Genomic DNA, 14,892 nt, shown 5'->3' with positions numbered 1-14,892 from the left:
CCGGTTGCCGGGGGTGAGGGCACGCCGGAACATGGCCGCTCGTGCCCCCGAAACCACGTGACCTGCTGCCGGACCTCTCGCCGTGGCGATCCTCGCGCGACTTCCGGCTGATGTGGTGCGCGGGCGCCGTCACCGTCTTCGGCAGCTTCCTCACCTTCGTGGCGCTGCCGCTACAGCTGAAGGAGCTGACGAATTCGACGGTCGCCGTCGGTGCGCTCGGCGCGGTCGAGCTGGTGCCGCTCGTGATCTTCGGGCTGTACGGCGGCGCGCTCGCCGACGCCGTCGACCGACGGAAGCTGATCGTGTGGAGCGAGGCCGCTCTCGGGCTGGTCGCCCTGTGCCTGCTGCTCAACTCGCTGCTGCCGCATCCGCTGATCTGGCCGCTGTATCTCGCCGCCGCGCTCTCCAGCGCCCTCGCCGGCATCCAGCGTCCGGCACTGGACGCGCTCGTCCCGCGCATCGTGCCGCACGACCAACTGCCCGCTGCCGCCGCCCTCAACGCACTGCGCTGGCAGTTCGGCGCGATCGTCGGTCCCGCGCTGGCCGGGCTGCTGCTCGCATACGCCGGGGTGCGCGCCGCCTACGCCGTCGACGCGGCCACCTTCGCCCTCTCCGTGGTGCTCGGATACCGGCTGCGTCCCGCACCGCCCGCGCACGACGCGGACCGGCCGTCGCTGCGCGGCATCCTGGAGGGCGCCCGGTACGCCTGGTCCCGCAAGGAGCTGCTGGGGACCTACGCCGTCGACATCGCGGCGACGCTGTTCGCCTTCCCGATCGCCGTCTTCCCCTTCCTCGCCGACGACTTGGACGCGCCCTGGGCGCTGGGGCTGATGTACGCCGCGCTGCCCTTCGGATCCCTGCTGGTCAGCGCGACCGGCGGCTGGACGGGGCGGGTTCACCGGCACGGCAGGGCGGTGGCCTTCTCGGCGATGTGCTGGGGCGCGGCCATGGCGGTCGCGGGCTGGATGACGAACGTGTGGCTCCTGCTGTTCTTCCTCACCGTCGCGGGCGGCTGCGACATGGTCAGCGGCATCTTCCGCTCGACGATGTGGAACCAGACCATCCCCGACGAGCTGCGCGGCAGGCTGGCCGGCATCGAGCTGCTGTCGTACTCCATCGGCCCGCAGGCGGGACAGGTCCGCTCGGGCGGCATGGCCGCCCTGACCTCGGTCCGCACCTCTGTCTGGTCGGGCGGCCTCGCCTGCCTGGCGGCGGTCGGGCTGCTGGCCCTGTCGCTGCCGAAACTGATGTCCTACGACGCCCGCACCGATCCGCACGCGCACCGTGTCCGCACGCTGCGCTCGGCCGCCTCTCCCCCGGCAGGCGAGGTGACCGAGGCGCGGTAGGCGTCCGCCCGGTCACTCTCGCCGCTTCGCATGCGGCCGGGGTCAGCCGCCCGCCGGGCCGCCGCCGGTCTCTCCCCGTGAGGAGTCGTGCCAGCGCGGGTCGTTCTCCCACTCGGAGTTGCGCTCCTGGGCCTTCTCCATCGCGTGGGAGGCCTCAGCCGCTGTGCTGTAGGGGCCCATGCGGTCCTTGGCCGGGCACTCCGGGCCCTCCTCGACCTTGCCGTGCTGGATGCAGTAGTACCACTCGCCGGGTTTGCCGGCCGACTTGCGCGTGAACAGAGCCATGCGGTCATGCTCCCCCCTGAGCCCGTTCCGTACCACAGTTAGACTCGCGCACATGTCTGGCCAGTCATTGCTCTCCCCCGGTGAACTCTCCCCGCACCGCACCGTTCCCGCGTCCATCCCGCGCCCCGAGTACGTCGGCAAGGACGCGCCCACGCCCTACACCGGACCCGAGGTGCAGGACAAGGAGACCGTGGAGAAGATGCGGGCGGCGGGCCGCATCGCCGCAGGTGCCATGGCGGAGGCGGCGCGGCACATCGCGCCGGGTGTCACCACGGACAAGCTGGACGACGTCGCGCACGCCTACATGTGCGACCACGGCGCCTATCCCTCGACGCTGGGCTACCGGCGCTTTCCGAAGTCGCTGTGCACATCGGTCAACGAGGTCATCTGCCACGGCATCCCCGACTCCACGATGCTGCGCGACGGCGACATCGTGAACCTGGACGTGACGGCCTTCATCGGCGGCGTCCACGGCGACACCAACGCCACCTACCTGTGCGGTGACGTCGACGAGGAGTCGCAGCTGCTCGTGGAGCGCACGCGTGAATCGCTCAACCGCGCGATCAAGGCCGTACGTCCCGGCCGCCAGATCAACATCATCGGCCGCGTCATCGAGTCGTACGCCAAGCGCTTCGGCTACGGGGTCGTGCGTGACTTCACAGGTCACGGCATCAACACCTCGTTCCACTCCGGCCTGATCGTCCCTCACTACGACGACGAGCGGGCGACGACCGTGATGCGTCCCGGGATGACCTTCACCATCGAGCCGATGCTCACCCTTGGCACCCACGAGTGGGACATGTGGGAGGACGGCTGGACCGTCGTCACCAAGGACCGCATGCGCACCGCGCAGTTCGAGCACACACTTGTGGTGACGGAGCAGGGAGCGGACGTCCTCACCCTCGCCTGAGGCCTGTTTCCGGGCGGCTGCGGGCACTGCACGGCTCACCCACGTTTTCCCGACACCTTGTCGGTAAAGAATGAGGTCATGACCTCACAGCTGCCGGCACATCCCTTCTCCGCACTCATCCGTGGCGCCTCGAAGGCGCAGCACACGGAGGCGGAGAACGCGTCGTTCATGAGCGACATGCTCGGCGGCAGGCTCGGCAAGGCGGCGTACGTGCGCTACACGGAGCAGCTGTGGTTCGTCTACCAGGCGCTGGAGGAGGCCGCCGCGGGCCTCGCCGACGATCCGGTCGCGGGGCCGTTCGTCCGCAGGGAGCTGTTCCGTCTGCCCTCTCTGGAGCGCGACCTGGACCACCTGCACGGCACGTCCACGTGGCGCACGGCGGTGACCCCGCTCGTCGCGACGGCGACCTACGCGGACCGCATCAGGGAGGTGGCTCGCGACTGGCCCGGCGGCTACGTCGCCCATCACTACACCCGGTACCTCGGGGATCTCTCCGGCGGCCAGGTCATCCGCTCCACCGCGGAGCGGACCTGGGGCTTCACACACAAAGGCGACGGGGTCCGGTTCTATGTCTTCGAGGACATCCCGAACCCCGCCGCCTTCAAGCGGGGGTACCGCGAACTGCTGGACGCGGTACCTGCCGACGATCAGGAGAAGAGACGGATCGTCGGCGAATGCAGGCGCGCCTTCACGCTGAACACGGCCGTCTTCGAGGAGCTCGACGCTCCCGCTCCGGCCGGCCGCTGACCCGCACGAGGCGGTCAGCGGCGCGCCCGCATCGTCAGCCCATGGCCTTCTGGGCCTTCGCCGTCTCGGTCATCGGCGAGGGGTAGCGGTCCTTGCACAGCTTCACGTGGCCCACGTTGTGCACGTAGCGGGCGCTCACCCAGTAGTTGCTGTCGCGCAGCTTGTACCAGTAGGGGTTGTGGTCGATGACCTGGGCACGGACCTTGCAGTCCAGGCCGCGCTCGGCCTTGAACGGAAGGACGTACTTCACCGAGGAGTCCGTGCTCGGGTACTGACGGACGTTCAGCCCCGACTTGGCGGTGACGATGCCGTAGGGCTGGTGCGGGTGCGCGGCAACGGTCGCCTCGGCGGCGCTCGCCCCGAGGAGCGAACCGCCCAGGAGGACGGCGGAAGCCGTGGCGGCGATCCGTACACGACGAGCAGTAGTGGCAGCCATGCAGCTGCCTCCTTTCCGTAAGCCGTGAGCGGGTGGGGGCTCCTCGAAGCGACGTCGAAGGGACGCGCTCTCGGCAGACAGCCGCACACCGGGTTCACGGGACTACTGGGACGTTCTGCCCGATTTTATGTGGGAATGTGCGCGTCTCGGTGATTTCGCGCGTGCGACACGGCGTTCGGCCTCGATTGCCCTCAAACCGGTGATTTCTGCTGCGGAAACTACGCGCTCTGACAGACAACCGTGGACGGCATCGTCCGAACTTTCGCAGAAAATATGGATGAACGGTGATGGAACCGGGCCCCATCGCCTAAAGTCGGCACGTCGGTAAGCACGGCGCACGAGTGAAGTGCCCGTGTTCATCTGGGGGTTCCGCGTAACTGGGGGGTTCATGCGGCCTGATCCCGCTTCCGTCACAACTGCGGGCACATCAGTCGGTACGACGTTCGACCACCACCACCCCGTGCCGAAGGCACGGCAGCACAGGCTCAGGGAGAAGGCACGCTGGTACGCACCGGGGGCGATAGCCGTCGACACGCTCGGCTCCGGGCTTCCGGTCCTGCTCGTCTTCACCACCAGCGGTCAGCCCTATCCGCTGCCCGCCGCACTGGTCGCCGCGGCGGCCTGGCCGGGGGTGCGGGCGGTCCATCTGCGGTACACGCAACGGCTGTTGGGCGAGTCCCGCGGGATGCTCTCCACCTTGCACGACTGGCTGACGCTGGCGGGTGTGCTGGCGGTCGTTCAGGTCGTCAGCGGTGTCAGCCCGGAACCGGCGTACGCGCTGGCCGCCATAGCCTCCGCGCCCGTACTCACCGCCGTCTACCGGGCCCTGATGCACCGTGACCTGACGGCGCGGAGGCGGGCAGCGCAAGCGGTCCGACGGGTGCTGGTGATCGGTGAGGCGGCCCCTGCCGACCAAGTGGTCGAACAGCTCGCCACCCGGACGGACCACGCCTATGTCGTGATCGGGGCGGTGCCGGTCGGCAAATCGCCGCTCAGCAGCGGGATACCCGAGGCCGGCAGGCTGGAGGAGGTCCCGGACAAGCCCGGGCAGGACGGGGCCGCGGTCCTCGATGCGGCGCACCGCTGCCGGGCCGATCTCGTGATGGTCGTCCCCGGCGCCCGGCTCACCGGGGACCGGTTGCGTCGGCTTTCCTGGGCGGCGCAGGACGCGGAGCTGCCGCTGGTCATCGCCTCGGGGCTGACCGATGTGGCCGTACGGCGGGTCCGTGCGGCGACCGCCGCCGGGCTGAACCTGCTGCACATCGCCGCCCCCGTGCGGCGAGGCCCCCAGCAGGCGATGAAGACCGTGCTGGACCGGGCCGGGGCCGCGCTGGGGCTGGTGCTGCTGGCGCCCATGCTCGCTCTGGTCGCCGCGGCCGTACGGGTCGACTCGGCGGGCCCCGCGCTGTACCGGCAGACGCGGATAGGCCTGCGGGGCGCGCCCTTCACCATGTGGAAGTTCCGCTCGATGGTCCAGGAGGCGGATGTGCTGCGGGCATCTCTGACCTCGGCCAACGAGCAGGACGGGCCGCTGTTCAAGATCCGCCGCGACCCCCGGGTGACGCGCGTGGGGCGGCTCCTTCGCCGCACCTCCCTGGACGAGCTGCCGCAGCTGCTGAACGTGCTGCTCGGTGAGATGTCGCTGGTCGGGCCGCGTCCGCCGCTGCCGGACGAGGTGGCCGGCTACGACGCCGCGGGGCTACGGAGGCTGTGCGTCAAGCCGGGGATCACCGGTCCTTGGCAGGTCGGCGGACGGTCGGAGCTCTCCTGGGACGAGAGCCTGGCACTGGATCTGCAGTACGCGGACAACTGGTCGCTCACCACCGACCTGGACCTGCTCGCCCGGACCGTACGCGCCGTCGTCGACGGCCGCGGCGCCTACTAGGAAGCCGGGGAGAGCGGATGCCCGTACGGGGCCGGCCGGGACGAAGACCCGGCCGAAGACGCATCCTGCGTGCGCAGCCACCACGCGTAGGTGTCGCGGACGCCGTCGGCGAGCGCGATCTCGGGGCGGAAGCCCAGAGCGGACAGGCGGGAGACGTCCAGGAGCTTCCGCGGCGTGCCGTCGGGCTTGGTGGCGTCGAAGGCGACCCCGCCCTCGAACCCGACCACTTCCCTTACGGTCGCGGCGAGTTCACGGATGGTCAGGTCCTCGCCGCAGCCGACGTTGACCGGCGAGTCGCCGTCGTACTCGCGCAGCAGCAGGACGCAGGCACGCGCGAGGTCGTCGACGTGAAGGAACTCGCGCCTCGGGGTTCCGCTGCCCCACAGCACCACCTCCTCACGGCCGTCGCGCTTCGCCTCGTGGAAGCGGCGGACCAGCGCGGGCAGCACGTGGGAGGTCCGGAGGTCGAAGTTGTCACCGGGCCCGTAGAGGTTGGTCGGCATCGCGGAGATGAACGACGCGCCGAACTGCCGCCGGTAGGCCTGCACTTGCGTGATCCCGGCGATCTTCGCGAGGGCGTACGGCTCGTTGGTCGGCTCCAAAGGGCCGGTCAGCAGGGCCTCTTCGGTGATCGGCTGAGGTGCGAGCTTCGGATAGATGCAGGAGGAGCCCAGGAAGAGCAGCCTGCCCACTCCGGCGGCGTGCGCTCCGGCGATCACGCTCAGCTGGATGCGGAGGTTGTCCTCCAGAAACGGCACCGGCTCGGTGCTGTTGGCCATGATGCCGCCCACCTTGGCCGCCGCCAGCACGACCGCGTCGGGCCCGCTCTCGCGCAGGAAGCTCTCGGTGCCTGCGGCGTCGCGCAGATCCAGCTCCGCACGGCCACGCGTGATCACCTCATGGCCCTCGGCGAGAAGGCGGCGTGTGACCGCGGAGCCGACCAGGCCGCGGTGGCCCGCGACGAAGACCCGGGCGGACTGCGGCAGCAGCGAGGCGGAGGGTCTCTGACTCTTCACCGACATTTCAATCATTTCAGCCATAAAGCTCAACTGTGCCACACCGTTCAGCACTTGGGACCGGAATCCGTACCGGACCCGACAGGAGAGGGATCACGAATGACAAGGCCGACAGGGGACCCCCGTGAGTAAGAGTGCACTGATAACCGGCATCACCGGGCAGGACGGCTCGTACCTCACGGAGCTTCTGCTCTCGAAGGGCTACACCGTGCACGGGTTGGTACGGCGTTCCTCGTCCTTCAACACCGGTCGCATCGATCACCTCTACGAGGACCCCCACGAGGAGAACCGCTCTCTCGTGCTGCACCACGCGGACCTCAGCGACGGCGTCGCTATGGTGAACCTGCTGCGCGACCTGCGCCCCGACGAGGTCTACAACCTGGGTGCCCAGTCCCATGTCCGCGTCTCCTTCGACTCCCCGCTCTACACGGGCGACGTCACCGGCATGGGCACACTGCGGCTTCTGGAGGCGATCCGGGCCAGCGGCATCGACACCCGCATCTACCAGGCCTCGTCCTCGGAGATGTTCGGCGCGGCACCGCCCCCGCAGAACGAGCACACGCCCTTCCACCCGCGCAGCCCGTACGGATGCGCCAAGGTGTTCGGCTACTGGGCGACGGTCAACTACCGCGAGGCGTACGACCTGTTCGCGGTGAACGGCATCCTCTTCAACCACGAATCGCCGCGCCGCGGCGAGACATTCGTGACGCGGAAGATCAGCCGTGCCGTCGCCCGCATCCACGCCGGACTGCAGGACACGCTCTACCTCGGCAACCTGGAAGCCGTGCGGGACTGGGGTTACGCCCCCGAGTACGTCGAGGCGATGTGGCGGATGCTCCAGCACGACACCCCGGACGACTACGTCGTCGCGACCGGGGAGGCGGGCACGGTCCGCGCGTTCCTGACCGAGGCCTTCGCGGTGGTCGGCCGGGACTGGCGGGAGCACGTCGAGTTCGACGCGAAGTACGAGCGTCCCAGCGAGGTCGACGCGCTGATCGGTGACGCGGGCAAGATCGAGACGGTTCTGGGGTGGAAGCCGACCGTTCTCTGGCCGGACCTGGCGCGGCTGATGGTGCAGGCGGACATCAGCGCGCTGGAGGCGGAATTGACAGGGGCGACGGTACGCATCGACCGGTGACGAGCGGACGCCAGAACTGAACACCCGGATGAGGGGGGCACATGAACGGACCCAGCAGGACACGGAGATGGCGGCGGACGACAGTCGTCGGTGCGGTACTGGCGGTCGTCGCGCCGCTGGCCGCATTGCAGACGACGACCGGCGCTCAGGACGCGACGGCACTCACACCGCCCGTGGCGGTGACGGCGGACGAGCTGCCGACCTGGCAGACGAACGGCATCGTGTGGGCGGCGGCCCAGGCCGACGGCGTCGTCTTCGCCGGCGGCACTTTCTCCGCCATCCGCCCGCCCGGATCCCCGGCGGGCAGCAACCAGCAACAGGCCCTCAACTTCGCCGCGTTCGACGCGGCGACGGGGGCACCCACGGACTGCGAACTCGACTTCACCATCGGCTCGGGCACGGCCAAGGTTGCGGCGCTGGCCGTATCACCTGACGGCGAAACCCTTTACGCGGGCGGGTCGTTCGGCGCCGTCAACGGCACCGGCCGCAGCTCGCTCGCCGCGATCGACATCGACACCTGCACGGTCAAGCCGGGCTTCCGGCCTGCCGTACCCGCCCCCGTGCACGCCATCGACGTCTCGGCCGACGGCCAGACGCTCTACTTCGGCGGCGACTTCACCAACATCGGCGGTCAGGCACGCGGACGCTTCGCAGCGGTCCAGACATCCAACGCCTCGCTGCTCCCGTGGAACCCGGGTGCGGACAGGCCTGGGCGCGCCGTCGAGGTGCTGCCCGCCGCGGGCGGATCGGGCCGGGTCGCCGTGGGCGGCGACTTCAACAGGCTCGGCACCACCAATTCGCACGCGCTGGGCGTCGTGAATTCGACGACCGGCGGTCTGGTGCGCGCCTACCCCGGATTCATCCAGCAGGCCTCCGTCGTCAAGGCGATCACCTCTGACGCGACCGGCTTCTACACGGGGAACGAAGGCACGGGCGGAGGCGTCTTCGACGGCCGGATCGCGCTGGACCTGGACGATCTGAACCAGCGCTGGCGCGACACCTGTCTCGGCGCCACGCAGACCCTCGCCGTCTACCGGTCCGTCCTCTACAGCGGCTCGCACGCCCATGACTGCTCCTCGATGGGCGAGTTCCCCGACGGCCGGCGGCGTCATCTGCTGGCCGAGTCGGTCGACAACCCGAAGCTGCTGGGCTGGCTGCCGGACACCAACGACGGTCTCGTCGAGGCGATCGGACCGCGCGCGATGACAGTCTCCACCTCCGGCGGCCACGACTACATGTGGGTGGGCGGCACCTTCACCACCGTCAACGGCAAGGCACAGCAGGGACTCACGCGGTTCGCCGACGGCCCCGACACGGGTGTCCCGTACGTGCCCGACCAGGTCAGCGGATCCGTCACGGGCGGGGACGACGCACGGCTGACGTGGCGCTCCAGCCTCGATCTGGACGACAGCAAGCTGACGTACCGCGTCTACCGCAACAACTCCGCGACCCCGATCCACACCACGACCGGTGAGTCGATGCCCTGGCGGCGCCCGCAGCTGACCTTCACCGACACCTCCGTCGCGCCCGGGTCGACCAACAGCTACCGGATCACGGCAAGCGACGGCACCAACACCAGCGGCCTGTCGGCGAAGGTGACCGTCACCGTTCCGGGGGCGCGATGAGGAACGCACGTGGAGCCCTTCTCGCGGTGGCCGCCTGTGTGGCGCTGCTGACGGCGACGGGCTGCGGAGGCCAGGCGGGAGACGACGGGCCGGAGCGCTCGGACCGGCAGCCGGCTGCCTCGTCGGCCCAGCCCGGAACGGGGTCCGGAGCCGGGAAGGGCAAGAGCGAGGCGAAGGCTGCCGGGACCTCCGGGAAGTCCAAGCCTCAGGCTTCGGACGCGCCGAAGGTGCCCGACGCCGAACTGACCCCGGCCACGGGCTCGTTCACGAAGAAGCAGAAGCGGTACCTGGAGGGCCGGGTGCCGAAGGGCATCGATCCGGCGGCCGTCGCGGCCGGCGGTGAGGAGATCTGCGAGCGCATCGCCCGTACCGAGGAGGTGGACCGCAAGGCCGTCATCGACGCGGTCAAGTCCAAGGAGATCGCCGGCGCGAAGGCAGCGATCACCCATCTGTGCCCGGAGCACAGGGACTTGCTCGTGGCAGCGGGGATGTGACGGCCCCGGGTGGGCGGGCTCAGCCGCCGGTGCAGTCCGTGAAACGCACCTCGGCCGCCCGCCCGCCCGCGCCACTCCCCACGATCTGGGCGAAGTCGCGCTGGGGGTGGCTGCGGAAGGCGCACATGTCGTAGCGGGCGAGGGGCGGAGCACCGGAGCTCCGCTTCCCCGTCTCGTACCGGTGATGGCCGACGAGCCTGCACAAGTCGTAACGGATCAACGGCCCCTTGCCGCCCGTGCGGTAGCGGTGGGCGGAGACGCCGGACGAGAAGCTCTTGAAGGCGTTCGAGGTGTCGTCGCAGTCGTTGAAGTGCACGGTGCCCTCATCCCAGGCGCAGTCGATGATCCGCACCTGCGGGTCACGCACCTCGAAGCGGATGTCCTCCGCGTGGAAGCGCTGGACGGAGTCGGCGTGCGCCGCGCGGGGGAAGCGGAAGAACGTGCTGGTGGTGCCGTAGTCGGCGCTCTTGCCGGGACGGCGCCCGGTGACGATGTAGGAGCCGCCGCGGCAGGTGATGGAGCCGCCGTAGGGGAACTCCAGGAAGTTGCCCCACTCGTACTCGACCTTCATGTCGTTGAACCAGTAGTTGAGGAACTGGTCCTGCTGCTTCTTGTCCCGTGACCGGCGGGAGACACCCGAGTAGAGGAACGCCTTGCGGTAGGCGCCGCCGACCCGGCAGGCGTCCCAGCGCATCTCGGAGTTGGTGTTGCTGCCGTCCAGCGCCAGGCCGTACGTCCACTCGCCTGCCCACTCGCATTCGCTGAACCGGTAGTCCTGCGCCTGCCCTTCGGAGTAGGAGTTGAAGAAGGAGGCCCCGGGCGTCGCCGAACGGAAGCGCATCTGCTCGAACTTGAGGTTGGCCCACATGTTGTCGTTGCGGCAGAGGAAGGCGTCCGCGGCACTCTTCGCGTCCGGCTGGAAGATGATCTCCGTGATCCGTTTCCCGGCTCCCTGGAAGCGCAGCCCGTTGGCCTTGCGGCCGGGATCGCCGCCGTTCAGGAGGGCGTGCGGGCGCCGGATCAGATAGGCGCCGGGTGGGACGGCGACGACCGTACGTCCGATGGCGCCCGTGACTCGCGACGCGGCGTGGCGGTAGGCCTTCTCGAAGGCTCCGCTGTCGTCGGTGCGTCCGTCGCCGCGGGCACCGAAGTCGGCGACGACGTCGACGACGGACTTGCCCGGCGGGCTGCCGGCCGCCGGCTGTGCCCGACGGGCGCCCGGCTTCGCGTCGTCCGGGGTGCCGGAGCCGGCCGTACAGCCTGTGACCCCCAGAGCTGATGCGGCGGCTGCGCCGCCCGAGGTGAGGAAGATCCTGCGGGTGAAGGCCATTCGTACGTGTGCCCCTGTCGTGCTAGGGCGTGTCCGCGCAGTCCCGCCTGGGTCGCGGGGTCTGGCACGCACGCTCTCTACGTTGTCGATCGTCGGCGCAGCCCGCTGCGCTCTCCTCCTCGGCCTTGCGATCGCACGCACCAGACCCCGCGGGCCAGGACTTGCCGGGCCTAGCGCGCCGTGACGGACACTGGCCCGTTGCGGCCCGAGACGTTGTCCCCGTCGGTGACCTCGAGTGAGTAGCGGTGCGTGGACCCGGACTCGACCGTGTCCGTGAGGCCCATCTGCGGGCGGTCCCAGTAGCGCGAGTGGCCGGGGACGGACTTGTAGTAGGTGCCGTCACGGTAGATCCGGTACGTCAGGAGGCCGTCGTCGCGGTCCCATGCGGCCTTCCAGGCCAGCCGCACCTTGCCGCTCGCCGTGCTCTGGCCGCTGAGCACCGGCACCTGTGGCGCGCCCGTGTCCGGTGCGGCGGGGAACCGGGTCAGCGCCTGCTGCGGCTTGTCGTTGACGGTGGTGAACTCGCCGCCCGTCCACAGGATGTCGCCGGCCATGACCATGGCACGCGGCCCGAGTTGCTCGCCGAGCCCGCCGTTGGTCTGCGGGAACCAGGTCTGGATCGAACCGTCCTCGATGGAGTTGGCCAGCAGGTGCTGCCGGATGTTGATGTCGGGGAAACCGCCCGGTGTGTCCTCGCAGTTGTGCGCGTGCGAGCCGCTGTAGAGCATGCCGTCGTGCGGGACCACTGCCTGCGTCGCCCCGTAGCAGGTGTCCGTCCATTCACGGGCGCCGGTGGCCAGCGACGCGGCGATCCTGCCGTCGAAGACCTTGTGCCCGGTGCCCTCGGCTCCGAGGTAGAAGCGGTCGCCGTCCCGGTTCAGCGCCTTGACCACCGAGTTCGGCTCGATCCAGCCGGAGAAGGTCTTGTTCGTCTTCCCGGTGCCCGGGTCGAGGGAGGCCAGGGCGTGGACCTTCTTGCCGTTCACGGTGTCGAAGTCGCCGCCGATGACGACCTTTCCGTGGTCGGGAGCGGCGGTGACGGCCCGGACGGTCGCGTCGACGGTGGCGCTGAACGGCAGCAGGGTGCCGCTCGGGCTGACGGCGGCGACGCGCTGCCTGGCCTGCCCGCTCACCGTGCCGAAGTCCCCGCCGAGGTAGACGGCGTCGGCGGTGGAGTCCAACGCCCGGACCGTGGCGGCGACCCCGGGCCGGAAGTCGCTGCGCAGCTTGCACCCGGCGGTGTCGAGGGCGGCGGTGTTGCTCACGCCCGTGGCCTTGCCGTCCAGCGTCACGGTGCCGAACGAGCCGCCGGCGTAGAGCACTTCACCGTCCGGGGAGGCCTCGACCGCCCGCACCGAACCCGAGCCTCCGGTGAAGGAGGGGGCGCAGGGCAGGAGTTCACCGCTGACGGCGTCGAAGGCCGCGAAGTTCTTCCGGGGGACCTGCTGCTCGCCCGGCTCGGCACCGGGCGGACGGACGTTGCTGAAGACGCCTCCGACATACACCACGCCCTTGGCGTAGGCGACGCTCCAGACGATGCCGTCGGTCTGCCATGTGGGCATCGGATCCGCGGTGAGCGTGGTGTCGGGCGCCTCGCCCTCCGCCCCCGAAGCCGCCGCCGTCACGGTGCCGAACAGCGCCAGAGCCGCGCCGAGGCAGCCCAGAACCTTCAGCCGTCGCATTCGTCCCCCCTGCGATGAGCACTACGAGCAACTTCACGCGAGGGGACAGGCACCGGCACGGCCGGGCTCCCCCCTGACCCCTCGCGCACACCATATCCACCCCGAACACTCACGCACAGCGGAATGAGGATCAAAAGGGTGAGAGGCCCCATACTCGCCATCAGCGACCCGCGCAGAAGGATGAGTTGGAAGAAGGCGAGCGCCGGTACGAGCAGCACGGCGAGGCTGCCGCGGTGGTCGCGCAGCCGCTGCCGTACGTCGTCGATCCGCCGCACCAGCGCCCCGTAGAGCCCGAACACCAGGGCGACCATGGGGAATCCGGCCCACAGATAGGTCTCCACCCACAGGGGTGCCGAGAGGTTGTCGAAGCGGTAGCCCGCGTGCTCGGCCAGCCTGATGCCCGTGTCCTCCGGCTTGCCCGGCCAGGTCGCGCGGGGCACGAAGAACAGCGGCGGGCCGATCACGGTCTCCGGCGTGAAGCCGGTCCGCTGGCGCAGGCTGACGCCCGTCTGCAGCTGCTGGTAGGCGTCGTAGTCGCCGTTGGTGGTGAACTGCTCGGCCAGCGACAGCACTTGGACGCGTTCCGGCTCGTCGTTGCGGAAGTGGTCGCCGTAGGGGAAGACGACGAGCACGAGCGTGACCAGCAGGGCCGCGGCGACGCGGAAACCGCGGGGGCGGCGCAGGGCGGGGACGCTGAAGAGCAACGTCAGCACGACCGTGCCCGCCCAGAAACGCGGCTGGCTGACGGGGTTGTTGACGACGACGTTCAGGGCGAGCAGCAACGGCAGCAGAGCCCACCGCAGTCCGCGCAGCAGCTGGTCGGACCCGTGCCTGCGGTGGACGTGCAGCAAGGCGAGCAGCGCCCAGAACGCGGGCGCGGACAGCGACCACGCGGACAGCGCCCTGCCCGCGGAGTCACCGCCGCCTCCGGACGGAGTCTCGTTGAGGGCCTGGCGGCTGGTGAAGAATGCTTCGATCCCGCCCTGCCGGGGGACGAGCACGACGGCGAGTGCCAGGGCGAGCACGGCCAGCAGCAGCACGCGGACCGGCGAGAGACGCCGCGCCAGCACCGGTTCGAGGACGGCGGACCGGCGATGCCGGCGGTACCCGGCGGCAGTGGCGCCTGCCGTGTACGCCAGCAGTCCGGTCTCCACGACGGCGCATGCGGTGGTCGCGCCGTCCTGGCCGACGACGAAGCCGAGCGGATAGGTGTCCGTGGCGAGCATGGCCAGTGGCGCCAGTCCCAGCCAGATGTAGCCGAAGAGCCAGAACCCGAAGGCCATGAGCCGTACGCCGGGCCCGGCGAGCACCCAGGCCAGAGCGCATCCGGTGTGCACGACGACCACGCACTGGAGCATGAGTGCCAGGCCGATCCGGGTGTCCGCGGAATACAGCACGGCTCCGGGCAGCAGGACGACGGCGAGCAGCCCCCAGCAGCAGACGGCCGCCGGGCTCACGCCCCTGAAGGACTCACGCACCGCGGTACAGCTCCTCCAGCCGGTCGGCGACAGCGGAGGCCGAGTACAGCTCGTCCACCGCGCGCAGCCCCGCGTCGGCGATCGCCCGGGCGCGAACGGGGTTCTCCAGCAGGCCCGTCACGGCATCGGCGAGGGCCTGCGGAGAACCGTCGGTGACGAGGCTCGCCCCGCGCGCGGCGAGTTCGCCGGCGATGCCGCACCCCTGGGTGCAGACGGTCGGGGTACCGGCCGCGAGGGCTTCCAGGAGGCTGACCGGGAAGACCTCGCTGCGGCTTGGCAGCACGTAGACGGAAGCTTCGGCGATGCGACGCAGGGCGACGGAATGGCTGACGGCTCCGGCGTAGCGCACGCTTCGGGAGAGACCGTACTCGGCGATGAGCCTTTCGACGCGCTCCAGCGAGCCCTCGTCGGCGCCGTGCAGGGTGAAGGTGGTTCCGGGGCGGCGGGCGGCGACGATCGCCGCGGCCTCGACGAATGCCTCGGGGCGCTTGACGGGGTGCAGGCGGGCGAGGAACAGGAC

Annotated in this window: 13 protein-coding genes and 1 pseudogene; 7 read left to right on the top strand and 7 right to left on the bottom strand. The window is 70.1% G+C overall.

What is annotated here, in order from left to right:
* Positions 1-41 precede the first annotated feature (41 nt).
* Positions 42-1,346: an MFS transporter gene (locus H5J26_RS11105; protein WP_309237866.1), complete on the top strand. Its 1,305-nt coding sequence runs from the start codon at positions 42-44 to the stop codon at positions 1,344-1,346.
* Positions 1,347-1,388: 42 nt separating this feature from the next.
* Here H5J26_RS11105 and H5J26_RS11100 read toward each other — a convergent pair whose 3' ends face one another.
* The gene (locus tag H5J26_RS11100) at positions 1,389-1,631 is read right to left on the bottom strand and encodes a hypothetical protein (protein WP_181765620.1); all 243 of its coding nucleotides are present in this window, start codon (positions 1,629-1,631) and stop codon (positions 1,389-1,391) included.
* 52 nt (positions 1,632-1,683) lie between these two features.
* Between H5J26_RS11100 and map the strand changes: the two genes are divergently transcribed.
* Complete coding sequence (map, locus tag H5J26_RS11095) at positions 1,684-2,541, top strand: type I methionyl aminopeptidase (RefSeq protein WP_181765619.1); 858 nt, start codon at positions 1,684-1,686, stop codon at positions 2,539-2,541.
* Positions 2,542-2,619: 78 nt separating this feature from the next.
* The gene (locus tag H5J26_RS11090; protein ID WP_181765618.1) at positions 2,620-3,288 is read left to right on the top strand and encodes a heme oxygenase (biliverdin-producing); all 669 of its coding nucleotides are present in this window, start codon (positions 2,620-2,622) and stop codon (positions 3,286-3,288) included.
* Between the two features lie 34 nt (positions 3,289-3,322).
* Here H5J26_RS11090 and H5J26_RS11085 read toward each other — a convergent pair whose 3' ends face one another.
* On the bottom strand, positions 3,323-3,724 hold the full coding sequence (locus tag H5J26_RS11085) for an SH3 domain-containing protein (protein ID WP_181765617.1): 402 nt from the start codon (positions 3,722-3,724) through the stop codon (positions 3,323-3,325).
* 460 nt (positions 3,725-4,184) lie between these two features.
* On the opposite strand from H5J26_RS11085, the gene H5J26_RS11080 reads away from it, so the two are divergent.
* On the top strand, positions 4,185-5,609 hold the full coding sequence (locus tag H5J26_RS11080) for a sugar transferase (protein WP_309237865.1): 1,425 nt from the start codon (positions 4,185-4,187) through the stop codon (positions 5,607-5,609).
* Here H5J26_RS11080 and H5J26_RS11075 read toward each other — a convergent pair.
* Positions 5,606-6,631, bottom strand: a complete 1,026-nt coding sequence (locus H5J26_RS11075; protein ID WP_235980618.1) for a GDP-L-fucose synthase family protein — start codon at positions 6,629-6,631, stop codon at positions 5,606-5,608. The genes H5J26_RS11080 and H5J26_RS11075 overlap by 4 nt on opposite strands.
* A gap of 118 nt (positions 6,632-6,749) precedes the next feature.
* Here H5J26_RS11075 and gmd point away from each other — a divergent pair, with 118 nt between their 5' ends.
* The 3 genes and pseudogenes from gmd (at position 6,750) to H5J26_RS11060 (ending at position 9,882) form a co-directional block, all read left to right on the top strand.
* The gene (gene gmd / locus H5J26_RS11070) at positions 6,750-7,763 is read left to right on the top strand and encodes a GDP-mannose 4,6-dehydratase (RefSeq protein WP_181765615.1); all 1,014 of its coding nucleotides are present in this window, start codon (positions 6,750-6,752) and stop codon (positions 7,761-7,763) included.
* A 41-nt stretch (positions 7,764-7,804) separates the two neighbouring features.
* Positions 7,805-9,382, top strand: a pseudogene (locus H5J26_RS11065) (LamG domain-containing protein); the annotation flags it as partial.
* Positions 9,383-9,384: 2 nt separating this feature from the next.
* Complete coding sequence (locus H5J26_RS11060) at positions 9,385-9,882, top strand: hypothetical protein (protein WP_181765613.1); 498 nt, start codon at positions 9,385-9,387, stop codon at positions 9,880-9,882.
* A gap of 19 nt (positions 9,883-9,901) precedes the next feature.
* On the opposite strand, the gene H5J26_RS11055 is transcribed toward H5J26_RS11060, so the two are convergent.
* From H5J26_RS11055 to H5J26_RS11040, 4 genes are all read right to left on the bottom strand, one after another.
* On the bottom strand, positions 9,902-11,212 hold the full coding sequence (locus H5J26_RS11055; protein WP_181765612.1) for a glycosyl hydrolase family 28-related protein: 1,311 nt from the start codon (positions 11,210-11,212) through the stop codon (positions 9,902-9,904).
* Positions 11,213-11,382: 170 nt separating this feature from the next.
* Positions 11,383-12,894: a fibronectin type III domain-containing protein gene (locus H5J26_RS11050; protein WP_181765611.1), complete on the bottom strand. Its 1,512-nt coding sequence runs from the start codon at positions 12,892-12,894 to the stop codon at positions 11,383-11,385.
* Positions 12,882-14,372 (bottom strand): hypothetical protein, encoded by a 1,491-nt coding sequence (locus H5J26_RS11045; RefSeq protein ID WP_181765610.1) that lies wholly within the window; start codon positions 14,370-14,372, stop codon positions 12,882-12,884. Before H5J26_RS11045 ends, H5J26_RS11050 begins: the two co-directional genes overlap by 13 nt.
* The coding region (locus tag H5J26_RS11040) for a glycosyltransferase (RefSeq protein WP_181765609.1) at positions 14,365-14,892 on the bottom strand (528 nt) is incomplete at its 5' end. The genes H5J26_RS11045 and H5J26_RS11040, both read right to left, overlap by 8 nt.

Source organism: Streptomyces albidus (ex Kaewkla and Franco 2022), assembly GCF_013870515.1.
Taxonomy (GTDB): Bacteria; Actinomycetota; Actinomycetes; order Streptomycetales; family Streptomycetaceae; genus Streptomyces; species Streptomyces albidus.
The sequence above is the reverse complement of the archived record's forward strand: the minus strand, read 5'-3'. Positions and strand labels throughout refer to the sequence as shown.